We start from the raw sequence: 25,834 nt of genomic DNA, 5'->3' as shown, positions 1-25,834 counted from the left end.
GAGTTCGGACATGCAACATGAAGAACGGCTCCAAATTTGGATTGAGCAGGGAAATGTTAACATTTCCCAGCTCTTTTTTCACAATTATAAAAGCCTTGGGATAAAAGATTTGGATGCAATGCTGATTATGCATATGACAGCTTATAAATCTGAAGGCAATCATTTTCCAACACCCAATGATTTTTCGAGCCGAATGGATTTGACGGAAAATGAAGTATCTATGATCTTACAACGTTTAATGCAGCACGGTTTTATCCGGATTGGTCAAAGTGAAGATCAAAAAGGGGTGTTGCATGAGGCTTTCTCATTGCAACCTTTGTGGGATCGACTAGTCGACCACATTACACTTGTGAGGAATAAGATTGAAGAAGAGACAGATAAGAATGCGGAAGGGGAAATCTTTACGCTTTTCGAACAAGAATTTGGACGTTTCCTGTCACCGATGGAATGCGAATCAATCACAATGTGGCTGGATGACGATGGTCATACGGCCGAGATTATTCGTGCAGCACTAAAAGAAGCTGTTATCGCACAAAAGCTAAGTCTAAGATATATCGATCGGATTCTTTTTGAATGGAAAAAGAAAAATGTAAAGACATTGTCTGATGTTGAACGTCAAACAAAGTCATTCCGGACCGTAGGAACACGCACGTCACAGCAACCCGAAAAAACTGTTTCGGTAAAGCGTGTACCTTTATATAATTGGCTGGAAGAACGAGATTAGGTGGGAGTACATGCTGACAAAAAAACAATGGGAATTTTGCCTCGGACAATTTGGTGAAATGTTCCCGGATGCACATTGTGAATTGGTGCATGACAATCCTTTTGAATTGACGATAGCGACGCTTCTTTCTGCCCAATGTACTGATGTCCTTGTTAACCGGGTGACAGCAGAGCTATTTAAAAAATATAAAACGCCTGAGGATTATCTGGCGGTGGATATCGAGGAATTACAGTCGGATATCAGATCGATTGGATTATTCCGTAACAAGGCGAAAAATATACAAGCCTTAAGTCAATTGCTTATTGATAACTTTGGCGGAGAAGTACCAGCTAACAGAGATACTATGATGACGTTGCCGGGTGTAGGCCGTAAAACGGCGAACGTCGTCGTGTCGAATGCTTTCGGTATTCCTGCACTAGCTGTTGACACTCACGTAGAGCGTGTAGCAAAACGTCTAGGGATGAATAGGTGGAAAGACTCGCCATTAGCCGTAGAGGAAAAAATCATGCGGTGGACGCCAATAGAAAAGTGGACTGATGCTCATCACCAAATCATTTTTTTTGGAAGGTACCACTGCAAAGCGCAGAACCCGGGTTGTGAAGTCTGTCCACTCCTGCCATTATGCAGGGAAGGGAAGAAGAGGATGAAAGTGAATGCTTAGTGATGTGAATCGTATCGATAAGGAGTTTTTGGGACCTTATTTTGAGCAATGGAAATCAGTACGCGACCAGATTGAAGCTTTTTATGACGAAAAAGATCATCAAGCAGTCGAGTTAATGAATGCAGCAATAGTGAATTATAGTGAGTTGCTCGAGCACGGCGGTAAAACTTTTGATGATCGTAAAGACAAAGCTGTTTATACACTGCTCCCTCTAAATGGGGAAGAGCGTTTCGAATTTGTGAAAGATAAGATATCGAGTCATTACGCTTATATTCAACTGGATGCGCTTTTTACGGAAACAAAAAAGAAGGTTGCAAGACTTTCGATACAAAATAAATAGGAAAAGTGCAAGGCTCCTTTTTAAACGCTACGCCATGTCGCCACAATGAGGGATGAAGTTCAATCCTTCCAGGCAGGACTGTTTTATGACACGAGAGCTTTGCGCTAGACAACGTTCCGTGCTGAAAAACTTATATTATCTTTTGAACAAAACAGAACCCCAATGCCTGCATGGCATTGGGGTTCTGTTTTGTTAGATTATACTTGCCGCAATCATGGATTATCATCACCTGAGGTCCCATCTGTTCCGGCATTGGAATCAGAACCAGTGCCATCATCGCCAGAAGAACCATCGTCCGGGATAGTGCCATTATTACCGTTGTTGCCATTATTACCATTATTACCGTTGTTCCCGTTGTTACCATTATTCCCATTGTTGTCGTTATTGCCGTTGTTCCCGTTATTCCCGTTATTGCCATTGTCCCCGTTATTGCCATTATTCCAGTCTTCTTCATCTGGTTCCTCAGAATCAAATTCATCTTCATCGAAGCTAGGGTCTTCCTCTATTACTTCTTCAATCAGAATTGATGTAGATGCTGGACTGCTTTGAAGGTCCCCAAGTTTGGCAATAACGGAGAATGTATACGTCCTGCCTGGCTCTGGTGCAGTGAATGTAACGGACGATTCGGCCGTTGGCGTCATCTCTTGCAACTCGCCGTCATCAGCAGCTACAAACACAGAAAACTCGACATCACCTTCCATTAAATCTGAATCAGGTGCATTATGGGACCAGTTCAAATTGATAGAGCTTGTATTAGAGTCATATTGTGCAGTTAATCCATTTGGTGCTTCAAGTTCAATAACCTCTTCTACCGCAACTTCAACTGGAACTGTACCTCTCACGAATAATTCTGTCCGTGTCATGCTACTAGGTGTCGTCCGACTCGCAAGAATAAGTGGATTTGAACCATATTGGATCGTCGCTTCCTCTACGGACCCAGGTTGTTGGAAGCGTGCTGTATTTTTACCGGAAGAAATGTCACTCATAACCATACGAAATAGATTTTGTGGGACATATCTGCCTTTATCAAATGTGGTGATAGGTGTTGTATATTTCTCATAACCGCCCCATACGGCAATTGTATAATCAGTCGTATAGCCGGCGAACCATGAATCGGGAACATCTGAATTTTTCAAGCCATTCTTTGTTATTATTTCAGATGGATAGTTTGTCGTTCCAGTTTTTCCGGCAATATCTAGACCAGAAATACTAGCTTTGGTTCCTGTTCCCGCTGTTAATACGTCACGCAAAATGTCCGTTACCATATAGGCTGTCGAATCTTTCATGACCGTTTCGGGATCCGGTGTTATTTTAGGTGCTGTTTTTCCATCCCTATAAGTAATTTTCTTGATGGCGTGCGGTTTTGTGTAAATTCCGCCATTACCGAATGCCGAATATGCTCCGGCCATCTGAAGGGTAGAAAAATCATATTCTCCACCGCCAAGTGCATTAGAAGAATTCAATTTATCATACGGAAGTCCAAGTCCTTTCGCAAAAGCGCCTGCATTTTGTGTTCCGACTTCTTCAAATACCTTTACTGCCGGGATATTTCGAGATTTATATAAGGCCTCTCGAATTGTCATTGTCCCTTGGTATTTACCATCAACGTTCCGAATAGCTTTATCTGTCCCTTTATAGTTATAAGGTTCATCTACAATCGTATTACCGGTTGACCAGTTCAAGTTTTCGATCGCTGGACCGTAAGACAGAACCGGTTTAATAACAGATCCAGGTTGGCGTTTTTGGTCTGTAGCAAAGTTCCAATCAAGTCCTGAATAATTCCGCCCACCGCCTACGGCAACAATTGCGCCCGTTTTGGTATCAAGGACGGTCATTCCGGCTTGCATTTTTTCGGATTCAAATAAGTCGTTCGTGCTTAATGCATTTTCAACAGATTGTTGAGCGTCAGGGTCCAAATTCGTTTGGATTTTCACACCTTCAGCAAGCAAATGTGACATACCCGCTTCTTCTAATTCTGAAAGAACGATATCGACGTAAGCAGGATATTTCGTTTTGCTAACCTGTCTTTTATCATCAGCAAGAAGGGTACCTGTTACTGGCATTGCCTGTGCCGCTTCCATTTCTGCTTTAGTAATCTTTTTATGCTGGTACATGAGTCCGAGAACGATATTGCGACGTTTTTTAGCCCGCGCCGGATTTTTATAAGGGTTATATCCGTTTGGACTTTGTGGAAGCCCTGCTAACATAGCGACTTCATGTAATTCAAGTTCATTCAGATTTTTGCCGTAAAAATATTTTGAAGCTGTTCCAAAACCATAGTTATTTCCGGACATCAGAATTTTATTGAAGTACATTTCGAATATTTCTTCTTTTTCATACTTATTTTCAAGCTGGAATGCAAGCCACGCTTCTTGCGCTTTCCTTTTTAACGTTTTCTCTTCTGATAGGAATGAGTTTTTAATAACCTGTTGAGTGAGTGTGCTCGCCCCTTGAGAACCGAACCCGCTTCTGAAGTTAGCAATGACGGCACCGCCAAGTCTCCAGAAATCCATCCCGTGATGGGAATAGAAGCGGACGTCTTCCGTTGCTAGTATTGCATCTTGCATCTGATCTGGTATTTCAGCATATGGTACGAATTCTCTTTTTTCAGCGCCAGATTTCATGAAGACATCGCCGTTTATATCAAGCAAATCAGATGACAAGGGGTCTTTCAAAAGGTTTTCATCGAGAGCGGGGGCAGAACTTGCATAAAAAGCGAACAAGCCCACACCGCCAACTAGTATAGCAACTCCGATGGCTACAATTGTAAGGATTATCTTTTTAATGATTCCTTTTCCCTTATTATTCTTTTTACCCTTTTTCTTTGTGCGTTCTGCCTCAATAGATTTTCTTCGTGCAGATCTTGAATTTATATTATCGCTCATACTTCTTCCTGCCTTTCAGTTGCATTGTAGGGTGTCGTTATAATGAGGGACACCGCTTTTAAATAATCGAGCCTAGGATTGAAACTTGGTAAGATTTCTATTGCCATAGCCTCAAACTCTATAAGTGTAATCGACTTTCTTCCGCCAGTATTCATTCTTTCCCAATATTTCTCAAAACTATCATAAGGGACGATAAAATAACGGTCAAGTGAAGTGAATTTAACGATGAAGAATACGACTCCACCTTGCTGTGACACCGATTTCATATGTTCCACCTGATGGTCGTGAATATTTTGCAACGGGAAAGATGTTGCACTCTTTGTTTCTTTTGCTTCGAAATCGATATACTTCCCTTGCCATACCCCGTTAAAGTCAGTTGTAGACGGCGTCCGAAAATAGGCTTCTGTTATGACAGCAGCACTTCTCGCCGGATAGTTCACGTTTACGATTTGGATTGGAACAGGTTTCTTATGGATGACGGCCACACCGCGACTTAAATAGAACTCATTCGTTTCATTCAATTCATCTTCTAATGATTTTCCTCGATTACTGAATGATAGATCGACTTTTTTTTGCAAGCCGCTTTTTTGAACAGGAACATATTTCTTGCCGTTCGGATAGCGTATTGTCATATATACCACCTCGCATCTCACTATCATAACACATGAATTAGACGGATTAGCACGGGGAAAGTTCCAACTTCAATTGTGGCAGAAAAACGGTGAAGAATATATGTTCCCTACAATATGGTGAATCACCGTTAAATCTGATAAAATGAAAGAAACGTACGGAAAGGGTGTACATGAATATGAATTTAATAGAGAAGACAGAAATTCTTCTTTCTGTCTGCAAAGAATGTTCTGAAAGACTTTCATATATGAGGGAACTCGATCGGGAACCCGACTTTTTTATAGAAGTGAAACCGTATGCGGATAAATATCATACGATGCTCGATGAATGGACAGAGGAAGTGTCTGAATTTATCAAGACTGCCAAACCGAAATATGTTCATCCGATTCAAATTGAAACACTCACTGACTCCATGAAGCAATTCATCGTCCAATCATTTTATCAAAAGACAGGAAAAAAGCGTTTTATTCTATCAATTAATTCAGCTGAATATACGTTGAAAACAATTCTAGATGCACTGCGTATTGAGCAAGAAGGCGATGAAAGATGACAAAGAAGATGGCGGTTCACGAAGTGTTGGAAAAACTTCACACTGACCCCTCTTTTTCCGAAAACGTCGTCCATACTAAAACGATTGACGGGAAAGAAGCGATCTACGCAGAATTTCCAGAGAAACTCCATCCTTCGATTATTAAAGCACTTGCATCCAAAGGGATAGATAAGTTATATAGCCACCAAAGGGAAGCATTCGACTTGGCTACAACTGGAAGTTCTTTTACAGCAGTTACGCCGACCGCTTCTGGAAAATCCCTTTGCTATCATTTACCGGTTATGCAAAGCATCCTGGAAGACGATACATCCAGGGCCATTTATTTGTTTCCAACGAAAGCACTTGCCCAAGACCAGCTGGCGGATCTCCATGAACTGATTGAAGCGAGCGGGGAAACGATTCTTAGTTATACGTATGACGGAGACACTGCACCTGGATTAAGGTCTAAAGTGCGAAAGTCGGGCCATATCGTGCTGACAAATCCAGATATGCTTCATTCGGGTATTTTGCCACATCATACGAAATGGGTTTCGTTATTCGAAAACTTAAAATATATCATCATTGATGAATTGCATACGTACAAAGGTGTTTTCGGCAGTCATGTTGCGCATGTGCTGCGAAGGCTAAAACGGATTTGTAACTATTACGGCAGCAATCCAGTGTTCATTTGTACATCCGCTACCATTGCCAATCCGCAAGAACTGGCAGAGTCGCTGATAAATTCAGATATGAAGGTAATTGTGAAAAATGGAGCACCGGCAGGGAAAAAACATTTTGTATTCTATAATCCGCCGGTCGTCCATCCGACTTTCGGTATTCGGAGAAGTGCGGTGCTTGAAGTTCGTGACATCGCTGCGCTTTTATATCGAGAAGGGATCCAAACGATTATCTTTGCAAAAAGCCGGGTACGAGTCGAGATGCTCGTTACGTATATGAAAGCGTTAACGAAGAAAAAACTGTTTGATGAAACAGTTATGGGGTATAGAGGAGGCTATCTGCCTTCTGAACGGCGGAAAATTGAAAAGGGGCTTCGAGATGGAGATATTCGTACGGTTGTCAGTACGAATGCACTCGAATTGGGCATTGATATTGGCCAACTGCAAGCGTGCATTATGACGGGTTACCCGGGAAATATTGCAAGTGCATTTCAACAGGCCGGTCGTGCTGGAAGACGACAGGATGAGGCCCTCATCATTTACGTTGCGCAGTCCTTAGCACTCGATCAATACATTATTGAACATCCTGAGTATCTTCTTGGTCAATCGGCTGAAGAAGCGCGGATTCATCCGGATAATATGTTTATCCTGATGGATCATCTCAAATGTGCATCCTTTGAGCTGCCGTTTTCTTCGACGGAAACGTACGGCGAATTCGAAGTGCAAGAGCTGCTCGCCTTCCTTGAAAGTGAAGGTGTTTTGATTAAGACAACAGACAAGTGGCATTGGATGACAGATAGTTTTCCGGCGAGTGAAGTGAGCCTTCGCTCCGCATCACAGGAGAATGTAATCATTATTGATAAAACCTATCCGAAAGAGACAAAGGTAATCGGGGAAATGGACCGCTTCAGCGCGATGACGCTTCTCCATGAAGAAGCGATCTATATTCATCAAGGGACGCAATTCCAAGTCGAAGAACTTGATTGGGATGAAAAGAAGGCTTATGTCAGAGAAGTCGATGTCGATTACTTCACTGATGCCAATCTTGCAGTGGAACTGAAAGTAATGAATGAAGATAACGCAGAATCGTATGGAGATAACAAAGCAGCTTATGGAGATATCGCTGTTCTTGCCATCCCGACGATTTTCAAGAAAATCAGATTCGATACGCATGACAATATCGGTTCTGGTCCGATTTCATTGCCCGCGGAAGAATTACATACTTCTTCTACCTGGTACGCATTTGACATACCGGAAGGATGGACGGGTGCAGGTTTGACCGATGCAATGACGGGAGCTGCGTATGCCATTCAGTCATTCATCCCATTATTCGTTCGCTGTGATAAGACAGATATCCATGTCGTGCCACAAGTCAAAGCCGTCCATACAGGAAAGCCGACTATTTTTATTTATGACAGTTATCCAGGAGGGATAGGTCTGAGTGAAAAAATCTTTGATCGGTGGGGCAACTTGCTGCGGCAAGCCGCTGACCATGTATCTGCCTGCCGCTGCGAGTCGGGTTGTCCGGTCTGCATTGGAGCGCAAGAAGCTGGAATGGGCATGAAGCGTGATGTCGGTTCCCTTCTTCATACACTGGCAGGAGGAGAACGCGATGTCATATGAACAGAAACTGATGCAAATGAAGAAAATGCTCAAGAAGACAGATAATAAAGCGATACCTGAAACTGTGGCAGAAAGTGTGAAGATTGTTGTGAAACCTCCTTTTTACGAACAACAGTGGCTGGATGCCGGTCTGACGAAAGCTGTGAATAAACACGGCATTGTTTACAAACGTATTGTTGAATACGACGCGAACTATCATCACGGAAACATCCCCCTTTCCGGATTGAAGTCAACGATCGATAAATGGAGGAAATCCGGTGAAGTGCATCCGCTTTCGCCGGATTTTTCTAAACAGCTACTGTTCTTCGATACAGAAACGACAGGTTTGAAAGGTGCGGGCACGTTGATATTCCTTATGGGGTTCATTGAACAGACGGCATCCTCTTTTAAAATGACGCAATATGTCCTTCCGGGTCCGGACCATGAAGCCGCCTTCTTATATGCAACGGGATTATGGGAAAAGCCATCGACACTCGTTACATACAATGGCAAAAGTTTTGATATCCCGATGGTAGAAACGCGTTGGACGATGAATCGCAGAGAATTACCGCCGCTGCTTGACCATACGCAAATTGATTTGCTGCATGGCTCCAGACGCATCTGGAAAGGTGAAATGGCAACGTTTAGATTGCCTGCCATTGAAGAAGAACAACTCGGGTTTCATAGGGAGGGAGATATCCCGGGACATATGGCGCCAATCATCTACCAAGATGCTGTGAAAAATGGACGGGCGGAACTTCTTATGAAAGTTCTCGTCCATAATGAATGGGATATCCTTTCACTGGTCGCACTTTATATACGGTCAACTGATCTGCTATTGAAAACAGATAGCCCGGAATCAGCGAGTACCCATACCAATATCGGAAAATGGTTTGCTGATCTAAAGTCGCATGACCGTAGTAAACTAATTTTTGAAAGCGTAATTGCTGAGTATGGAATCGATCATCCTGCCACACATTTTCACTTCGGGTTCATCTTGAAAAAGGAACAGGCTTACGAAGACGCAGTCTCTTCATTCGCAATAGCGGCCGACGGTCTTATCGGACGTGAACGAATTATCGCATTGGAGGAATTAGCGAAGCTTTATGAGCATAAGCTGAAAGAGTTAAACAGGGCATTAAACTCTACCAAAGAGGCGATTAGGCTATTGAAGGCGGATATCTACTTGACGGACAGTTTTCGGAAACGTATGGGGAATGACTTTTTGAAGAGGGAAATAAGAATAAATAGAAAATTATTTCCCAGGCAAGCGCATGAACCGACAGAAAACGGTTGAAAATCCGCTTTAATAAGACAATGTCGGTCAATATATGTTATAATCAACCGTATGTAAACAGAGACGGAAGGGCGATTTTCATGGACACTAAATTAGATACTAAAACGATTCTTGAGAAAGAATTCAAAACCGGCCTTCGCGGCTATAATCAGGAAGAAGTAGACCTTTTTCTTGATGATATTATTCATGACTATGAAGCTTTTAAAAAGACGATTGCGGAATTACGTACTGAAAATGAACGCATGCACAGAGAACTTGACTCTGCACAAAAACGTCCTGCAGCAGGAAGTGCCGGAACGACGAACTTTGATATATTGAAGCGTATTTCTAATCTGGAAAAGCATGTATTTGGAAGTAAGCTCTTTGATCAGGAATAATATATTGTAAATGAAACATAAGTACGGTATACTGAAAATATCATAGTGTGAATTCAGGTAATCGCTGCAACGTCCTATGTTGTAGAGGAAAGTCCATGCTCACACGGTTCTGAGATGACCGTAGTGTTCGTGCTCGGCGAAAGAATAAGCCGTGGCAACGCGCAACGCGCGTTGACGGCGGGAATAAATCCTAAGTCTTCGGATATGGATGAGGTTCCCTGAACAGTGCCACAGTGACGTAGCTGGCTCGGAAACGGGTCAGATGGAACGCGGTAAACCCCACGAGTGAGAAACCCAAACTATGGTAGGGGCACTCTTCCGAAGGAAATGAACTTAGGAAGGGACAGGTGTATACCTGTAGATAGATGATTACCACCCTAAGTACGAGGCGCAAGCCGTTTGAGTACGCGGGAACAAAACATGGCTTATCGAATTACCTATGGTATTATTTTTAAATTGATTGCTCTCCAATAAGATGGGGAGCTTTTCTTTTGGAGAATTAAGAGTTATATGTGGAACCAATGAATATGTATATAAACTGAGCGAAGGCGCCTTAACAGGGGGAGCCGAAGCGAATTCAATGAAATTTTTTATTTCAATATATATAGCTTAGTTAATAGAATGAAAATTCATTGGCAAAGATGGAACTATAATAAGTTGAAGTATTGAATAAGGTGTATATACCGAGTGAAGGCGAGTACACCAAATTGCTATAGTGTATTTGTAGGAAATCTTTACTTCAACGTATATAATGAAAACCGCACAAAATTCATTGAAATGATTGATGGTATAGGATTGGAGTTGGAAGTGCATGACTGAATTTAAACTAGTGGCAACATCGGCAATGGGGCTCGAATCAATCGTAGCAGATGAAGTAAAAGCACTGGGATTTAAAACGACTTCGGAAAATGGGAAGATCTATTTTCAAGGCGACGAATTGGCAATTGCAAAAACGAATCTATGGCTCCGAGTAGCGGACCGTGTTCGTATTGTTGCAGGAGAATTCGAAGCTACGACATTTGATGATTTATTCGAACAGACTAAAGCGATTCCATGGGAACGTTTTTTGCCAGTTGACGCAGCGTTTCCGGTTGCAGGTAAATCTGTGAAATCGACTTTGTACAGTGTGCCTGATTGTCAGGCCATCGTAAAAAAAGCGATTGTTGAACGCTTGAAAATCGCTTATAAAAGAATTGGATTTCTTGACGAATCGGGCCCTTTATTTAAATTAGAAGTTTCGATTTTAAAAGATAAAGTGACATTGACGATCGATTCAAGTGGTACTGGGCTGCATAAACGCGGATACCGGCTTGCGCAAGGGGATGCACCTTTGAAAGAAACACTTGCGGCGGCACTTGTAAAAGTATCACGCTGGAATCCGAATCGTCCTTTCGTTGACCCTTTTTGCGGTTCGGGGACGATTGCAATTGAAGCCGCAATGATTGGGCAAAACATTGCACCTGGATACAACCGTGAATTTCTAAGTGAAGAGTGGCCGTGGATTAACAAAAATATTTGGGATCAAGTCCGCGAAGAAGCGGAAGATCTTGCAAAATACGACCAGCCGCTTGATATTACAGGTTTCGATTATGACCCGAGAATGATAAAAGTAGCACAGGAAAATGCTGCAGGAGCCGGATTCGTGGATTTAATCAAGTTCCAAACAGGTGATGTACGCGACTTAGCTGTCGAAGGCTTGAATGGTGTTATGATCGGGAATCCGCCATACGGCGAACGGCTCGGTGAAATTGAAGAGGCTGAAGAAATTACGCATGAACTTGGAAGGGTAATGAAAGACTATCCTTCATGGTCTGTTTACATGTTATCCTCATTAGAAAATTTCGAAAAATTGTACGGTCACAAAGCGACGAAAAAGAGAAAACTGTTTAACGGATTCATCAGAACAGATTTGTATCAGTTCTGGGGACAACGTCAATAATTGATAGAATGCGGAAGAGGGAAACTCCTCTTCCTTTTGCATGTAAATAGGAAGGGGTAAATGATGAAAAGCAAGATGCCATTCCCATTATCAAAAGAAAAATCGTTCTATGAGTCATTGAACGACTGGATAGGGGATACGTTGTACGATGACTTGACTGAAAAGGGATTTGAATGCCGCGATGAACAGATTTTTATGGCGTTCCAAATCGAACAAGCGCTAAAAGAAAAGAAAGTCCTTTTCGCAGAAGCAGGTGTGGGGACAGGAAAAACAATTGCTTACCTTCTTCCTGCAATTGCCTACGCTCGCTATACTGGCAAACCGGCGCTCATTTCATGTGCAGATGAGACGCTCATTGACCAACTTGTAAAAGAGGATGGCGATATTCGGAAGATTAGTGAAGCGCTTGGACTTAACATCGATGTACGCTTAGCTAAATCACGTGACCAATACCTTTGTCTGAAACGTTTGGAAGAGGCCGGTAATACAATTGATGAAGATTATGTCGATGTAGTAGCAGATGAGCTTCCAGATTTCGTCTATGGCACTGCCTCTTTGCAATCTATAAGCCCTTACGGGGAACGTTCGGACTATCCAGATTTAAGCGACGAAGAGTGGAAGACTGTGAACTTCCATCCAATCCAGCAATGCGCTGCATGTGATCTTCGCAACCGATGCGGGCAGACAATCCACCGCAACCATTACCGGGAATCTGTCGAACTTGTTATTTGTTCGCATGATTTCTATATGGAGCATATTTGGACAAAAGATTCCCGTAAAAGACAAGGGCAATTACCGTTATTACCGGAACCATCGATGATTGTCTTTGACGAAGGCCATCTTCTTGAGTATTCGGCTCAGCGTGCATTGACATATGAAGTACAGAACAGTACCTTGTTGAATCTGCTGGAACGAATCATGGTCGATGGTATAAGAGAAACGACGCTGCAACTTATGGAACGTTTAATTGATTCGCATGAAGCATTTTTCGCACTGCTTGAAGTGCTTGCGGATACAACGGAAAACGACCGGAAAGCGATTGAAAAAACACCTGAACTTCTGGAAGTCGGAAAAGAGGTTGTAAAAATCTCGAATGCGCTTCTTGAAGAATTCGTATTTGAAGGTGAACTATACATCATTCCCGCATATGATCTGAGAATGGTTGAGGAATATCTCGATCAATATATTTATTCAATGGACCTTTTCACATCTCAAAATGATGCAGTAGATTGGCTTGAAAGCCGTGAAGGTGAATCTACACTGGTTATTATGCCGCGACTTGTAACCGATATTTTAAGAGAAAAACTGTTTTCATCCAACACCCCAATCGTTTTCTCATCTGCTACATTATCTGTCGGAGAAACATTTACCTATTTGGCAGATGGTCTTGGCATTCAAGATTACCTGTCATTTTCGGTGGAGTCTCCGTTTGATTATGATGCTGTGATGAAAGTGTTTGCGACGGATGTAAAGGCTGGTGGTAAAGCGGAACGAGCGATTGAACTACTGGAGGACGGTGAGCAAACGCTGATTCTTTTCAAGTCAGAACGGGCAATGAATCATTTCAAAGAACATGTTCCCGCCGTGTGGCAAGATCGAATCGCTTTTGAAGGTGAAAGAGAATTGTCTTCTATTGTGCGTGACTTCCAACAGAAGAAAGTGCCTGTCTTGTGTTCCTATCATTTATGGGAAGGGCTAGATATTCCCCAAGATGCATTGACACGTGTTATTATTTACGACTTGCCATTACCGCCTTCGGATCCATTGTTTGACGCAAGACGAGAGCATGCCAAGGATTCTTTCCGTGAGGTGGATTTACCTTTCATGCTGCTAAGGTTACGTCAAGGCGCAGGCCGTCTTATACGGACATCTGCCGATTCTGGGACAGTTCATCTCTTGCTAGAAGGAGAAGAACAGAGAATGAAGGCTGAAATTGAAGGTATTTTCCCTGTTCAAATGAAGATGAGTGAGTAAAACTATTTCGAAGACCCTTCCAGTGATGGAGGGGTCTTTTCATAGGTTCTTTGTCAAATGACGTTGGCGAAGGATAGTAGCCAACCATAATTTAGTTATTGTAGGGCTATCCAAGAAGTCAGTAAAGCTGATTTTTTAGGATAGTCCTTTTTCATATAGTCCTCCATGTATCCCGTTGTTTTCCGTTCCAGATGGACGCTTTCCGCGGGCACGGCTTCAGCCTCCTCGTCGCGAAAAGCACGCTCCTGTGGGGTCTTCAGCTCGCGCTGTTCCCGCTGGAGTCGCCATCTTGCACTCCAAACAACTAGTATTGCACTTGGAAATTAAATAAAAATAGACAAAAGATTTTCAAGCCTATTAAATCCTCATAAATGTTACGCAGCGTCAAAATGGAATTGTCCTTGTTCCTGCTGTTTAACCGATGGTTTTAACCTGAAGTGTAACAGAATTCGTTTTCTATAGTTCTGGAAGTTTCTATATCCATAGGCGACACGATTCAATACCTTGATCTTATTGTTGTTCCCTTCAATTCTTCCGTTATTGTAGGTGTAAATAAAACTGTTTTCTATAAATGGAAGATGTTTTCTCAACGTTTTCAAGCTTGTTCTCATATAATTTGAAATTGCAGATGGAACAGGATTTGTTAAACAAGACGATAGTGCTCCGAAGTCCTTATTTGATATGGATTCCATTAATTCTTGATAAAGTTCATAGTTCTCTTTTAGTGCAGGATCATATTCTAACATCTCATCTACAATACTTTGCCCTGTACGTTGTCCAAACAATGAATAATACTTATATTCTACGCTGGATAAATCTGAATGTTTTTTTAATAATAGCTTCCAGTAGCGCTTAAGGCGACGATATTTCTTCATATCATCTCCACTAGACGTTTTAAGTTGATTCATAACCTGGATACGACACTTATTCATGGAACGATTAATCAACTGAACCAAATGGAAGCGGTCTATGATAATCTTCGCATTTGGAAATAATTCTTTAATCACACTTACATAACCTGCATTCATATCAATCGTTACGGTTTCCACACGTTTACGATCCGTTAAACTGTAGTTCACAATAAAGTGATTCTTAATCGTGAAATTGTCACGTCGATCTAGGATATCCAATATGTTGCCTGATTCCGCATTTATATATTCGAAGGCAATTGCATCTTTTGCATATTTGAACTCATCAAAAGAAAGGTGCTTGAGTAGCGCCTTGTAGTGCGGGATAAATTGTTTTGCGGCCTCGTTGATTTGACGTTGAACAGTTGTTGGTGATACAGAACAATCCCTTGCGATAGACGTAAGTGACTGTGCTTCAGCGGATTTAAGTGTGACTTGTGCTTTCACATTTTGTGAAATAAAACAATTCATTTGAACAATAGGCGTTTTAGCAGTAAAACTGCTTTGACAGGCTTGGCACATGAAACGTTGTTTCTGTAGTAGTAGGTAGGTCGGATTTACGCCTGTAATGGGCAATGTAAATCTAGATAATTGTGTGCCATTTTTATAGACTGTAAAGTTGGTGTTTTTCACACCACATTGTCCACAATGTGTGGGGGTATATGATAACTTTCCAGAAATATATTTACACCTTTTCCCTTTATAAGTTCCTTCCTTTACACAATCTTCATCAAAAGTAATGTTTGGGTCTTGAATATCAAGTAAAGATTTAATACAATTAGAATGAGACAAGTGAGTTCCCTCTTGGATGATGGTTTTAGTCGACTTCTATTCTATAGGGAATCTCACTTGTTTTCTATTTATATAAAGGGAATTTATCTTACCTAGACTCTCCAGCTGATTGAAGTGGAAAGCGGCGACTCCAGCGGGAACAGCGCGAGCTGAAGACCCTGGACTGAGCGCAGCGAGGGAAGCGGCTGAGGCCGTGCCCGCGGAAAGCGTCCGCTTGGAACGGAAATCAGCGGGTAGTAGGATTACCTTATCCAATATATTTATAAAAAAATGACGTTAGTGAAGATCCTCCTCATCTCCTTTTAAAGGGATGGGGATTTTCTTTCACCAACGTCATTTATTGTACAACCTTTTCATATCTTAATGCTAGAGGCTTCCCTAAGCGCAATAGCAAATTCGATGGAATTCTTTATTTCAACAACTATATATGAGTTGACCGAATTATGTTAATATAAAGGTCTAAGCATTAAGTAAGGGGGAAAAGATTTGTCAACAGAAGAGAAATTTGTGGCTTTGCTTAAAAAAATGAGCGCATACTCGGAAGCCGTTTCGATAATGTATTGGGATATGCGCACGGGGGCACCGAAAAAGGGAATTCCGGCAAGATCGGAAGCGGTCGGTACTTTGTCGACAGAGTTATTTAAAATGAGTGTTTCAGAGGAAATGGGTGGCTACCTCGAAGAATTAGGCAATAGGAGAGACACACTTAACCCGATTTTGTTGAAAACTGTTGAAGAAGTGAAAAAAGAGTACGACCTAAGCAAAAAAATTCCCGCAGAGGAATACCGCGAATTTGTCGTTCTGACTTCTCAATCGGAATCCGCATGGGAAGAAGCAAAAGAACAAGCAGATTTTGACATGTACCTTCCATATCTTGAAAAAATTATTGCTACGACAAAAAAGTTCATTGGCTATTGGGGCGAGAAAGATGGCAACCCATATAATACATTGCTTGACCAGTATGAACCGGGGATGACAACGGATATCATTGATGAGGTATTCGGCCAATTAAAAGAAACAATCGTGCCTCTTGTGAAGAGAATCTCCGAATCAGGCAACCAACCTGATACGTCATTTTTATTCAAACAATTTCCGAAAGAAGCTCAGAAAACATTCAGTCATGCAATATTGAAGCAACTTGGTTATGATTTCGAAGCGGGCCGTTTGGACGAGACTGTGCATCCTTTTGCAACAGGCATCAATATAGGCGATGTCCGAATTACAACGAAATACGATGAAAATGATTTCCGTTCTGCTGTCTTTGGCACCATTCATGAATGTGGACATGCTCTTTACGAGCAAAACATCGATCTAGAACTTGAAGGACTGCCAGTTGCAGATGGAACTTCGATGGGAATCCATGAATCCCAGTCATTGTTCTATGAACAATTCGTCGGGCATAATGAAAACTTCTGGAAGTATAACTTTGATTTATTAAAGAGCCACTCACCTGAACAGTTTGAAGGTGTAACACTGGAGGACTTCCTGCGTGCGATCAATGTCTCAAAACCATCCCTCATACGAATTGAAGCAGACGAACTGACGTATCCACTTCACATCATGATTCGTTATGAAATTGAAAAAGGGATCTTCAACGGCGATTTCGAAGTGAAAGATCTTCCTCAAATCTGGAATGATAAATATGAGGACTATCTGGGTATCCGACCGGAAAATAACGGTGAAGGGATTCTTCAAGACGTCCACTGGGCTGGAGGATCATTCGGTTATTTCCCTTCCTACGCGCTCGGCTATATGTATGCTGCCCAGTTGAAAGTTGCCATGCTGAAAGATTTGCCTAACTTCGATGAACTATGTAAAACCGGTGATTTTAACCCGATTTTAGAGTGGTTAACGGAACATGTCCATAAATTTGGTAAAATGAAACAACCGCTTGAAATTATTAAAGACACGACAGGTGAAGGATTGAATGCCAAATACTTAGCTGATTATTTGTCTGACAAGTATACAAATTTATATAATTTATAAAAATAAAAACAGTTCCTTTAGCCGGGCATAATCCGGGAAAGGGACTGTTTTAGGTTAATTTTCATCAATTGTTAGAAGGATAGTTAACATTCCACCGCCGTCAATTTTGACGGGCAACTTAAATGCCTGCTTAAAGCCGTAAAATTTCGTTGTCCCTGTCATGACAGTCGGAGGGGAGATATCAAGGATAAGCCCATCTTTTTCTAATAGAGTACATAGATTTCCAGCAACCATATTACCGAGTTCACCTGTGAATGATTCAATCATTTCACCTTCAATAGACATGCCGAACATCGCTTGTCCAATCGTGTTGATGTCTTCTATCGATGTATCAATAATAAGTCTTCCTTTTATACCGCCGACTAGTCCTATTAAGACGCTAATCTCTTTTTGTTCATATGGTTGGACGGTAATCGACGGAGCAAGGACGTCCAATTTTACCGGAATAACATTTGTCAGTGAAGAAATTGTACCATTTAAAATCATTTGTATATTTTTAGAAGTGCTCATTTAAGCTTCCGCCTTTCTGAAATGATATCGTGGGTCGATTATACCATGGAGAAAGATATAGTAAAACAAGAATCGACAAATTTTGCGTTAAAAAACTTTGTTAATAATACGAGGTCCGAAAAATGGTATGATGTAAAGAGCAATTGATGAAGGGATCGAAAGATAAATGCCAGAATTAGAGAAGTTATTAGAACAAGCCGCGACCTACAGTTTACTTTTTAAAACAAATGAAGATGAAAACCGCTTTGAGAAGACGGCGCTATTCGCCAAAAAACTAATAGACAAAGAATATACGATTGGATTTGCGGGACATTTTTCTGCCGGTAAATCATCTATGATTAATGCGCTAACTGGTCAAGATTTACTGCCCTCAAGCCCTATACCGACGAGCGCCAATATTGTAAAAGTACGAAAAACCGCGACGGATTTTGCTATTATCCACCACACGGACGGAACAGCAGTAAAATACGGAGGTCATGGATTCCCGGCTGCTGTCAAGTCGTTCAGCAAGGACGGCGTGGCTGTTTCGCTCGTTGAAATTGGGCATACGGAATCGAATTTACCGGAAGGGATTACTGTTATGGATACGCCTGGTGTTGACTCAACAGACGATGCGCACCGGCTTTCAACAGAATCAGCACTTCATCTCGCAGATTTAGTCTTTTATACGATGGATTACAATCATGTGCAATCGGAGTTGAATTTCCGTTTCACAAAAGAATTAATGCGCTACAATGATAACGTCTATTTAATCATTAACCAAATCGATAAACACCGCGATAGTGAATTATCATTTGCCGATTTTAAAAAATCGGTTGAGGATTCATTTAAAATGTGGGGTGTCATACCAAAAGGCATTTTTTATACATCGTTGAAAGATCTTGCACATCCAAACAGTGATTTTAGCAGTGTAAAAGCGATTATTGATGGATCTATGGAAAACTGGCAAGATCGATTCGTCGACAATGCTAAGCAAACGTTATTAAAATTAAAAGATGAGCATGCTCAATTTTTATCTGACGAAATTGAAGAACGCAAAAACACGTTTGCCGAGATTGTTTCAGAAGATGAATGGACTAAGCAAGCTGAGCTTAAAGAAGAGGCAGCAGAATCAAAAAAAATGCTGAAGCTTCTCTCCGGGGATGCATTTTCCTCAACATTTGAAAAGGCAAGAAACAGCTTATTAGAAAGTGCAGCGATAACTCCATATGAAACACGCGAATTATTGAAAGATTACTTGGAATCTTTGTCTTCCCGATTTAAAGTTGGTATTTTGTTCGGTGCGAAAAAGACGATAGAAGAAAAGGAAAGGCGAAAAAATGCGCTTGCCGATAATATGGGAAAACTTGTGCATGCACAGATTGAAGTTCATCTGAAAACACTTATGAAAAAGTCGTTGAAAGAAGCGGGCATATTGACGGATGAAAGATCCCTTGCGATTGACGAAATCAATATGACAATTCCGTTTACTGATATAGAAAAAGAATTCAATGTTTCAGACGTTATTACCGGTGACACTGTCCTCAATTATTCTGAACGTATGAAAACAACGATACTAAACGCTTTCCGGAGGATGACCGAGGAGTGGAAACACAAGATGGCCCAAACAGCGTTAATAGCTGGTAATGACAATGTGGGCATTCTCGAGCAAAAAGTATACCGACTGAGTGAGAAGTTAAATGCGATTCAACAAGTGCGTGACGTAGAAACTCAATTGGATAGTCTTGGAAACGAAATCGTCGGCTCGTCAATAGAGGTCAGAGAACTCCTTCAACAATGGAAAACACAGAAAACGCTCAAAATCGTCGAATTCAATGAGGAAGTGATTAGCCTTGAGACACCACTTGGACGGGAGGAGGAAACCAAGCAACTTGAACCGGAAGCAAATGCTTCTGACTCGGAATATGTGATTCGCCATGCCATCCATATCGCAAATTCGGTTGAAAAAATCCCGGGTTTTCTTGAGACAGCCGATTACCTACGGAAAAAAGCGGACCGACTTGATGGACAAGAGTTTACTGTTGCGTTATTCGGTGCTTTCAGTGCTGGAAAATCATCCTTTTCTAATGCTTTAATTGGTGAAAATGTTTTGCCGGTTTCCCCTAATCCGACAACAGCGGCCATCAATCGAATACGTCCAGTCTCTACAGATAAAGAAAATAGAACAGCTGATATTCTATTAAAAACGGAAGAGCGGATGACAGAGGATGTTTTACGCTCATTCGATGTGCTTGGTGTTGCTGCCACATCATTGGTAGAAGCGTTTAACAAAGCTGATGATGCACTGAATACTGAATTGACGGATGAAAATCTTCATATTCATAAAGCTTTTATAGCCGCATTCAAAAAAGGATATCCGATTTATAGTGAAGTGCTAGGCACAATTATAAAAGTGGAGCAGGAAGAATTCGTTAAGTTTGTGGCGCAAGAAGACCGAAGTTGTTTCGTCGACTCGATTGATTTCTACTATGATTGCGCATTAACCCGCAAAGGAATTACCCTCGTTGATACACCAGGGGCTGATTCCATTAATGCACGGCATACTGACGTTGCATTTGAATATATTAGAAACGCCGACGCGATTCTTTTCATCACGTATTATAATCATGCATTCGCAAGGGCAGATAGAGAGTTCCTTGTCCAGCTTGGACGAGTGAAAGATGCATTTGAACTTGATAAGATGTTTTTTATCGTCAATGCAATTGATCTTGCATCTGATCAGGAAGAAGCGGAAGCTGTCAAAACATTCGTTGGAGACGAACTCCGGAAATTTGGTATCCGCAATCCTAGAGTTCATGGGATTTCAAGTTTACAAGCGCTCGCTGCAAAAATGGATGAACGGATAGATTCATTCATGGCACCTTTCGAAGAGGAATTCCATCATTTCCTCGAGTATGACTTGAAAGGACTGGCGGTTCAGGCACTAGAAGAAGAAGCAGTGAAAACGATAGAACGGCTTTCTTCACTTATTTCCCGGACAGAATTGAATCGGACGCGTAAGGCGGAAAGACTAGAAGAATTGAATAAGCTTGAAGGAGAAGTGCGTCAACATTTCGCACTTAACTTTACGCAAGTACTTACAAAAGCTACTCACAATGAATTAAGTGAACTCGTCTATTATATTTTGCAACGTGTATTTCTGCGTTTCGGCGATTTCTTCAAAGAAGCATATAGTCCTTCTGTTTTCGTCAATAATTCTGCAGACCGTGCATTGAAAGGGGCACTTGCGGAGACTGTGCAGATGATCGGCTTCGATTTGACACAGGAACTTAAAGTAACGAACTTACGGATGCTGAACTTTATGAAAAAGCAGTTGAACAGTCGCCAACGTTTAGAAATTTCAGGGATAAACGAAAAGGATAGTTCTATTGTCCCTTCACCATATGAACCGCAGGATGCTGACATGTTATCATTCGGGTTTCCTTACACCGACCCTAACATCTACGGAAGTGTCAACAGATTGTTTAAAAATCAGAAAGCATTCTTTGAAAAGGGAGAACGCGATGTATTGAAAACCCGACTCGAAGAATTATTGAAGGAAGATGCATCTATCTATCTTGGCCGTGAAAAAGAATTGCTTGAAAAGTGGGCAGATCGCTGGATTGAAAGTGAAGCGGAAGGGCTTAGGCAGCACTTGCTGAACGAAAGCCTCAATCAGATTGCATCTGAGCGAACACTTCTTCAAGGTACAGAACAATTAAGCGAATGGCGTAAAGTGTATGGGAAATTACAAGCTGAGGAGCTGGTTTAATTGGCTAATGTGTTTGTTTCGATAACTGATATTGATTATGCTAAATCTAAATGGGTGGACACACGTTTTTCGTTGCAAGATGGGGATGAAGGCAGACGTAAATATGCGGAAAGTCATGTAACGGGTGCAATCTACTGGGATTTGGAACGTGATTTGTCCAATATGACGGAGTCTGCTGGCAGACACCCTATGCCAGAAAAGACAGCCTTGACAAAACTTTTTAGAACAAGCGGACTTAAAATGGATGACCAAATAATCGTTTATGATGACGGCGGAAATCCTTTTGCTGCACGTGCATGGTGGCTATTGCAATATGCTGGATTTAAAAATTCGTTTATTGCACTTGAAGGATTTGCAGCAATGAAAGAAGCGGGTTTTCCAATAGATAATCGTGTACCGGAGCCGCTGTCTACTTCAGTTTCACCAGATTGGGATGAAACCATCTATGCCCCAAGGCAATTCGTTGAGGAAATAGTAGTGGGGGGAACAGCTAGTATCCTTTTGGATGCTCGCTCCGCGGAGCGATACCGGGGAGAAAAAGAACCAATCGATCCAATTGCCGGCCGGATTCCCGGAGCGCTGAATTTTGACTGGGAACAACTGAAGAAAGAGGGCATCTTCAAGTTGGACGGAATTGTAAAAGAACGACTGTATACTGTCGTGAATCCAGCAGAAGAGGTAACGGTATATTGTGGAAGCGGTGTGACAGCAGCACCACTGTATGCTTCGCTCAAGCACAGCGGTTATGAAAATGTCCGTTTATATGTAGGAAGTTACAGCGACTGGATTTCAATTGAAGACGCAGAAATCGAGATAGGGTAGGGTCTAATTTCAGCAAGATAGGGTATATTCCAGTATTACGATCTTTTAGGAGGGGTACTGGATATGTATCTTGATACATTGCTGAAACTCGTCGTCGGATTGGTTTCACTACTCACCGTCATCCGACTTCTCGGTAAGAAAGAACTTGCACAGTTAACACCTTACGATTTCGTCTATACGCTCGTACTAGGTGGTATTCTTGAAGAAAGTCTATTTGATGAAAAAATAAAAATTACTCACTTTTTGTTTGCGATTGTATTATGGGGAGTGCTTATCTATCTCATTGAAAGGGCTACTAAGCAATGGAATCCAATCCGCATACTTCTAAAGGGTGAACCAGTCAAACTTATCAGCAACGGCAATCTTGACATGAAAAAGTTTAACCAACACCATCTTGAAATGGAACAGCTTCGTTCTGCTCTCCGGAAGCAGGGTGTCTTCTCACTTCGGGAAGTTCGTGATTTATTCCTTGAGCCAGGCGGGGATGTTACACTCAATAAATATGTGAAATACGAAGCCTTAACGAACGGTGATTTAAAAGAAGAAGCGAAAGAAGAGGAGCCTTCCGTTCTGCTCGTCGACGAAGGTAAAGTAAAAGTAGAAGTGCTTACCTTTGCAGGGAAAGATAGCGACTGGCTGATGGACGAACTGGCGAAAAAAGGTTATCTCGATCCGAGCAAAATTGCCTATTGTGAATGGTCGGAGACGGAAGGCTTTTTCATCAAAACGTATTAACGGAATTTGGAGAGTGATAATTTGTATTACGCGCTGCTAGGAGACATACATTCCTCTAAGGAGGATTTGGAAAAAGTACTTGCAGACATATCGGAAAAATCCCCGGAAGCAGTCCGCGTCGGAACTGGCGATCTGTTTGAATGTACAATTAGTAAAAAAGATATCACAGATAAGAAGTATACACAGCTTGAAGATGTAATGATCATTCCCGAAGGCTTCACTGACCTGTTAACTTTTCTATCTGTAAGTGGAAACCAGGAAGATCGGATTTTGATGATTACAGAAACGAATGATCCACTACGCGAAAAACTTTCGACTATGCCGGAAACGTTTGAAATCGCCAATGCGACAATCATCCACGGCCATCAGTGGGAATGGGGCAGTGAACCTTGGGCGCACGAAGTTGTAGAATTGAGTAAATCTCCTGTATTTTATGGGCATAGCCATATATCCAGATTATCACGGAATGGTATTAATGAAGAAATTGAATTCGGAGTGCCATATGATGTAAATGGAAAGAAGGTCCTCGTTAATGTCGGGGCGGTCGTCAATAATTGCGAGTGGGTTCTGTATGACCTGCTAGACAATACGGTGACCTTTATGAGGGCGTAACTTAAAAAGGTATAAATCTGCAAATGTTTTAGGAGATATTGCAGATAACCATAAATCTAATAATGACGTAAGGGGCGCAAAGATAGCCCATCCTTGAATGAGAGGATGGGCTATCTTTATCATTTGAAAAGAAGTGAAACAGAAAAGGTTGAAATTCAGCTGTTTAGTCTTTTTTATGAATAGCTTCTCGTGCCAGGGCATCTGCTGCACGATTCTCCACATCGGGAATCCATTTGATGAAAAAGAAGTCGAACGTTTTTGCGATAGCAAGAATGCTCGTTAAGGTTTGTTTATGTTTTTCATTTTTAACAAATTCTTTTTCAACGGCCATGACGACGATTTGAGAATCCGAACGGGCTGATACCATTCCAGTCGTTAGCTTAGCTGTTTCCTCCAAACCGCGTAATAATGCTTGAAATTCCGCTGTATGATTATCTGTGGGTTCAATTCGTTCAGATAACTTCAACGTATGGCCTTCGCCTTTTATAAAAATACCAATACCGCTTTTTCCAGGATTTCCTGCACTTGCACCATCTACGTATAATTCAATCATTTACTAAACACCTCGATTTACTTGTATTGTTGCACCAATTTACAAATCGTATTAGAATAAATGAATCGTGTCTTTTGGAGGTATATATATGAATAAGACAATCGTTATGAGTGAAATCGATGGGATCCTAGATACTTATTGTGAAGGCTGCTTCCTAAAAACTCAACTGTCTAAAGATAAAGGCAAGGCAGGATCACATAAGTTTTGTATTACGACATGTACAATAGGAGAACAGCTTCAATTTTTAGGTCAAGAAATGAATAAAATTACAAAATAATATCCCGCTGGAACGTGCATCAGCGGGATTTTTGTTTTATCCGGAAAATTATAGCATTTCGTATTATGGGCTAATTACTACTCGGGGATTTAACGTCTAAACTCCAGCGTCTAGAGGCTATGACATAAGCCTCTGGACAAGTGCTTTTGTTTTTTATCATTCATCTCCAAGTTTTAAGACATTCGCTGCCTGAGGACCGCGATTCCCTTCGATGATTTCGAAGGATACGGATTGACCTTCATCGAGCGTTTTAAAGCCTTCAGATAGAATACCGGTAAAGTGGACAAACACATCTTCCCCGTCATCCGCTTCGATGAAACCATAGCCTTTATCATTACTGAACCATTTGACTTTTCCCTGGTACATGTACATTCCTCCTCGGCGATTCGATGTCCCATCCATTAAATACATGGATTTACTAACTATACATGAATCGACATTGTGCGTCAATGATATGCCTAAATATTCAGACGTTCTTTTCTGTGAGATATTAATTAATTATAGGAGTGATTGTATATGGTGGACATGATTGAAAAATGCAAGCAGATTGTCACTGTGATTTACAATAAGTTCGATGCAAGTCACGATTTCGCTCATATTGAACGTGTAATGAAAAATGCAATGGGAATTTTGACTAAAGAACCTTCAGCGAATGAGGAAGTCATCCGACTTGCCGTTCTGTTGCATGACATTGAGGATGCTAAATATAAATCAGATGACAATCCAACTGTGCTAGAAATTTTACAGCTAATTGGGGCTGACGATGAATTATCAAAGAGAGTATTAGCGTGCATCAAAAGCGTGTCGTTTAGTGGGGGTAATGCGAAGGATATCACCTCCATCGATGGAGCCATTGTTCGGGATGCAGACCGGCTTGACGCGATCGGTGCTATTGGGATTGCTCGGACCTTTGCGTTTGGCGGTGCAAAGGGAAGGAAGCTGTACGATACAGAAGAGGTGGTTCGTGATAATATGTCCGAAGTAGACTACCGTAGCAAGGAAACAGCCTCGGTCACTCATTTTCATGAAAAGTTGTTGTTGTTAAAAGATTTGATGCTCACAGTAGAAGGCAAGCGACTCGCAGAGCAACGACATGATTATATGGAAGGTTTTTTAAAACAGTTAGATTATGAAATTGGTTCTTAATGGAGATGATTGGGACTACTCGGTTATCCTGTTTGCGGAGGTATGGAATTTTCAGGACACGACGGTATAAGATATCACCCTGGGGAAGAACGACGTTAAATAGATTG

General features: G+C 41.5%; 23 protein-coding genes and 1 other RNA gene. 18 read left to right on the top strand and 6 right to left on the bottom strand.

Annotated features, from left to right (window positions below):
* The first annotated feature begins 10 nt into the window (after nt 1–10).
* The 3 genes from MKZ11_RS19005 to MKZ11_RS18995 are packed head-to-tail and all read left to right on the top strand — an operon-like array spanning nt 11 to nt 1,725.
* The gene (locus MKZ11_RS19005; protein WP_340795921.1) at nt 11–724 is read left to right on the top strand and encodes a DnaD domain-containing protein; all 714 of its coding nucleotides are present in this window, start codon (nt 11–13) and stop codon (nt 722–724) included.
* Between the two features lie 10 nt (nt 725–734).
* Nucleotides 735–1,385 carry an endonuclease III gene (gene nth / locus MKZ11_RS19000; RefSeq protein ID WP_340795920.1) on the top strand — a complete coding sequence of 217 codons (651 nt, stop codon included), beginning with the start codon at nt 735–737 and terminating at the stop codon, nt 1,383–1,385.
* Entirely contained in the window at nt 1,378–1,725 is a 348-nt protein-coding gene (locus MKZ11_RS18995) for a YpoC family protein (protein ID WP_340795919.1), read from the top strand. The genes nth and MKZ11_RS18995 overlap by 8 nt, the downstream gene beginning before the upstream one ends.
* Nucleotides 1,726–1,937: 212 nt before the next feature.
* Here MKZ11_RS18995 and MKZ11_RS18990 read toward each other — a convergent pair whose 3' ends face one another.
* Both MKZ11_RS18990 and recU read right to left on the bottom strand, forming a co-directional pair.
* Entirely contained in the window at nt 1,938–4,610 is a 2,673-nt protein-coding gene (locus MKZ11_RS18990; RefSeq protein WP_340795918.1) for a PBP1A family penicillin-binding protein, read from the bottom strand.
* Nucleotides 4,607–5,242 carry a Holliday junction resolvase RecU gene (gene recU, locus MKZ11_RS18985; protein WP_340795917.1) on the bottom strand — a complete coding sequence of 212 codons (636 nt, stop codon included), beginning with the start codon at nt 5,240–5,242 and terminating at the stop codon, nt 4,607–4,609. Before recU ends, MKZ11_RS18990 begins: the two co-directional genes overlap by 4 nt.
* Nucleotides 5,243–5,418: 176 nt before the next feature.
* Here recU and MKZ11_RS18980 point away from each other — a divergent pair, with 176 nt between their 5' ends.
* From MKZ11_RS18980 to MKZ11_RS18950, 7 genes are all read left to right on the top strand, one after another.
* A complete protein-coding gene (locus tag MKZ11_RS18980) occupies nt 5,419–5,790 on the top strand; it encodes a YppE family protein (RefSeq protein ID WP_340795916.1) in 372 nt (123 codons plus the stop codon).
* On the top strand, nt 5,787–8,069 hold the full coding sequence (locus tag MKZ11_RS18975; RefSeq protein ID WP_340795915.1) for a DEAD/DEAH box helicase: 2,283 nt from the start codon (nt 5,787–5,789) through the stop codon (nt 8,067–8,069). The genes MKZ11_RS18980 and MKZ11_RS18975 overlap by 4 nt, the downstream gene beginning before the upstream one ends.
* Nucleotides 8,059–9,345 carry a ribonuclease H-like domain-containing protein gene (locus tag MKZ11_RS18970; protein ID WP_340795914.1) on the top strand — a complete coding sequence of 429 codons (1,287 nt, stop codon included), beginning with the start codon at nt 8,059–8,061 and terminating at the stop codon, nt 9,343–9,345. Before MKZ11_RS18975 ends, MKZ11_RS18970 begins: the two co-directional genes overlap by 11 nt.
* Before the next feature lie 80 nt (nt 9,346–9,425).
* Nucleotides 9,426–9,722 carry a cell division regulator GpsB gene (gpsB, locus tag MKZ11_RS18965; protein ID WP_340795913.1) on the top strand — a complete coding sequence of 99 codons (297 nt, stop codon included), beginning with the start codon at nt 9,426–9,428 and terminating at the stop codon, nt 9,720–9,722.
* A gap of 49 nt (nt 9,723–9,771) precedes the next feature.
* Nucleotides 9,772–10,155, top strand: an RNA gene (rnpB, locus tag MKZ11_RS18960) — RNase P RNA component class B.
* Between the two features lie 378 nt (nt 10,156–10,533).
* Nucleotides 10,534–11,661, top strand: a complete 1,128-nt coding sequence (locus MKZ11_RS18955) for a THUMP domain-containing class I SAM-dependent RNA methyltransferase (RefSeq protein ID WP_340795912.1) — start codon at nt 10,534–10,536, stop codon at nt 11,659–11,661.
* A gap of 63 nt (nt 11,662–11,724) precedes the next feature.
* Nucleotides 11,725–13,635, top strand: coding sequence for an ATP-dependent DNA helicase (locus tag MKZ11_RS18950; RefSeq protein ID WP_340797056.1), 1,911 nt, complete (start codon nt 11,725–11,727; stop codon nt 13,633–13,635).
* Between the two features lie 374 nt (nt 13,636–14,009).
* On the opposite strand, the gene MKZ11_RS18945 is transcribed toward MKZ11_RS18950, so the two are convergent.
* Complete coding sequence (locus tag MKZ11_RS18945; protein WP_340795911.1) at nt 14,010–15,335, bottom strand: ISL3 family transposase; 1,326 nt, start codon at nt 15,333–15,335, stop codon at nt 14,010–14,012.
* A gap of 109 nt (nt 15,336–15,444) precedes the next feature.
* Between MKZ11_RS18945 and MKZ11_RS18940 the strand changes: the two genes are divergently transcribed.
* Both MKZ11_RS18940 and MKZ11_RS18935 read left to right on the top strand, forming a co-directional pair.
* Nucleotides 15,445–15,609: a hypothetical protein gene (locus tag MKZ11_RS18940; RefSeq protein WP_340795910.1), complete on the top strand. Its 165-nt coding sequence runs from the start codon at nt 15,445–15,447 to the stop codon at nt 15,607–15,609.
* 212 nt (nt 15,610–15,821) lie between these two features.
* Nucleotides 15,822–17,321 (top strand): carboxypeptidase M32, encoded by a 1,500-nt coding sequence (locus tag MKZ11_RS18935; RefSeq protein ID WP_340795909.1) that lies wholly within the window; start codon nt 15,822–15,824, stop codon nt 17,319–17,321.
* A 54-nt stretch (nt 17,322–17,375) separates the two neighbouring features.
* Here MKZ11_RS18935 and MKZ11_RS18930 read toward each other — a convergent pair whose 3' ends face one another.
* Nucleotides 17,376–17,831, bottom strand: a complete 456-nt coding sequence (locus MKZ11_RS18930) for a chemotaxis protein CheX (protein WP_340795908.1) — start codon at nt 17,829–17,831, stop codon at nt 17,376–17,378.
* Nucleotides 17,832–17,997: 166 nt separating this feature from the next.
* Here MKZ11_RS18930 and MKZ11_RS18925 point away from each other — a divergent pair, with 166 nt between their 5' ends.
* The 4 genes from MKZ11_RS18925 to MKZ11_RS18910 all read left to right on the top strand — a co-directional run bounded on the left by MKZ11_RS18925 (nt 17,998) and on the right by MKZ11_RS18910 (nt 23,751).
* Nucleotides 17,998–21,582 carry a dynamin family protein gene (locus tag MKZ11_RS18925; protein WP_340795907.1) on the top strand — a complete coding sequence of 1,195 codons (3,585 nt, stop codon included), beginning with the start codon at nt 17,998–18,000 and terminating at the stop codon, nt 21,580–21,582.
* Between the two features lie 9 nt (nt 21,583–21,591).
* Nucleotides 21,592–22,404 (top strand): sulfurtransferase, encoded by an 813-nt coding sequence (locus MKZ11_RS18920; protein WP_340797055.1) that lies wholly within the window; start codon nt 21,592–21,594, stop codon nt 22,402–22,404.
* Between the two features lie 63 nt (nt 22,405–22,467).
* Nucleotides 22,468–23,139 (top strand): DUF421 domain-containing protein, encoded by a 672-nt coding sequence (locus MKZ11_RS18915; RefSeq protein ID WP_340795906.1) that lies wholly within the window; start codon nt 22,468–22,470, stop codon nt 23,137–23,139.
* 6 nt (nt 23,140–23,145) lie between these two features.
* A complete protein-coding gene (locus tag MKZ11_RS18910) occupies nt 23,146–23,751 on the top strand; it encodes a metallophosphoesterase family protein (protein ID WP_340795905.1) in 606 nt (201 codons plus the stop codon).
* A 163-nt stretch (nt 23,752–23,914) separates the two neighbouring features.
* On the opposite strand, the gene MKZ11_RS18905 is transcribed toward MKZ11_RS18910, so the two are convergent.
* On the bottom strand, nt 23,915–24,304 hold the full coding sequence (locus MKZ11_RS18905) for a ribonuclease HI family protein (protein WP_340795904.1): 390 nt from the start codon (nt 24,302–24,304) through the stop codon (nt 23,915–23,917).
* 88 nt (nt 24,305–24,392) lie between these two features.
* Between MKZ11_RS18905 and MKZ11_RS18900 the strand changes: the two genes are divergently transcribed.
* Nucleotides 24,393–24,581 (top strand): zinc-finger domain-containing protein, encoded by a 189-nt coding sequence (locus MKZ11_RS18900; RefSeq protein ID WP_340795903.1) that lies wholly within the window; start codon nt 24,393–24,395, stop codon nt 24,579–24,581.
* Between the two features lie 156 nt (nt 24,582–24,737).
* On the opposite strand, the gene MKZ11_RS18895 is transcribed toward MKZ11_RS18900, so the two are convergent.
* Complete coding sequence (locus MKZ11_RS18895; RefSeq protein WP_067210265.1) at nt 24,738–24,947, bottom strand: cold-shock protein; 210 nt, start codon at nt 24,945–24,947, stop codon at nt 24,738–24,740.
* 150 nt (nt 24,948–25,097) lie between these two features.
* On the opposite strand from MKZ11_RS18895, the gene MKZ11_RS18890 reads away from it, so the two are divergent.
* A complete protein-coding gene (locus tag MKZ11_RS18890; protein WP_340795902.1) occupies nt 25,098–25,727 on the top strand; it encodes an HD domain-containing protein in 630 nt (209 codons plus the stop codon).
* The last annotated feature ends 107 nt before the right edge of the window (nt 25,728–25,834 follow it).

The sequence above is a fragment of the Sporosarcina sp. FSL K6-1508 genome (assembly GCF_038007465.1).
GTDB classification, from domain to species: domain Bacteria; phylum Bacillota; class Bacilli; order Bacillales_A; family Planococcaceae; genus Sporosarcina; species Sporosarcina psychrophila_B.
This window is presented reverse-complemented; position numbering and strand designations above follow the sequence as displayed.

Excerpts from the sequence above, each read along its gene's own strand:
- MKZ11_RS18895 (WP_067210265.1), bottom strand. The coding sequence starts at position 24,947 with ATGTACCAGGGAAAAGTCAAATGGTTCAGTAATGATAAAGGCTATGGT.
- MKZ11_RS18990 (WP_340795918.1), bottom strand. The coding sequence starts at position 4,610 with ATGAGCGATAATATAAATTCAAGATCTGCACGAAGAAAATCTATTGAG.
- MKZ11_RS18995 (WP_340795919.1), top strand. The coding sequence starts at position 1,378 with ATGCTTAGTGATGTGAATCGTATCGATAAGGAGTTTTTGGGACCTTAT.
- MKZ11_RS18900 (WP_340795903.1), top strand. The coding sequence starts at position 24,393 with ATGAATAAGACAATCGTTATGAGTGAAATCGATGGGATCCTAGATACT.
- MKZ11_RS18955 (WP_340795912.1), top strand. The coding sequence starts at position 10,534 with ATGACTGAATTTAAACTAGTGGCAACATCGGCAATGGGGCTCGAATCA.
- nth (WP_340795920.1), top strand. The coding sequence starts at position 735 with ATGCTGACAAAAAAACAATGGGAATTTTGCCTCGGACAATTTGGTGAA.
- MKZ11_RS18890 (WP_340795902.1), top strand. The coding sequence starts at position 25,098 with ATGGTGGACATGATTGAAAAATGCAAGCAGATTGTCACTGTGATTTAC.
- MKZ11_RS18925 (WP_340795907.1), top strand. The coding sequence starts at position 17,998 with ATGCCAGAATTAGAGAAGTTATTAGAACAAGCCGCGACCTACAGTTTA.
- recU (WP_340795917.1), bottom strand. The coding sequence starts at position 5,242 with ATGACAATACGCTATCCGAACGGCAAGAAATATGTTCCTGTTCAAAAA.
- gpsB (WP_340795913.1), top strand. The coding sequence starts at position 9,426 with ATGGACACTAAATTAGATACTAAAACGATTCTTGAGAAAGAATTCAAA.
- MKZ11_RS18930 (WP_340795908.1), bottom strand. The coding sequence starts at position 17,831 with ATGAGCACTTCTAAAAATATACAAATGATTTTAAATGGTACAATTTCT.
- MKZ11_RS18950 (WP_340797056.1), top strand. The coding sequence starts at position 11,725 with ATGAAAAGCAAGATGCCATTCCCATTATCAAAAGAAAAATCGTTCTAT.
- MKZ11_RS18915 (WP_340795906.1), top strand. The coding sequence starts at position 22,468 with ATGTATCTTGATACATTGCTGAAACTCGTCGTCGGATTGGTTTCACTA.
- MKZ11_RS18980 (WP_340795916.1), top strand. The coding sequence starts at position 5,419 with ATGAATTTAATAGAGAAGACAGAAATTCTTCTTTCTGTCTGCAAAGAA.
- MKZ11_RS18970 (WP_340795914.1), top strand. The coding sequence starts at position 8,059 with ATGTCATATGAACAGAAACTGATGCAAATGAAGAAAATGCTCAAGAAG.
- MKZ11_RS19005 (WP_340795921.1), top strand. The coding sequence starts at position 11 with ATGCAACATGAAGAACGGCTCCAAATTTGGATTGAGCAGGGAAATGTT.
- MKZ11_RS18905 (WP_340795904.1), bottom strand. The coding sequence starts at position 24,304 with ATGATTGAATTATACGTAGATGGTGCAAGTGCAGGAAATCCTGGAAAA.
- MKZ11_RS18975 (WP_340795915.1), top strand. The coding sequence starts at position 5,787 with ATGACAAAGAAGATGGCGGTTCACGAAGTGTTGGAAAAACTTCACACT.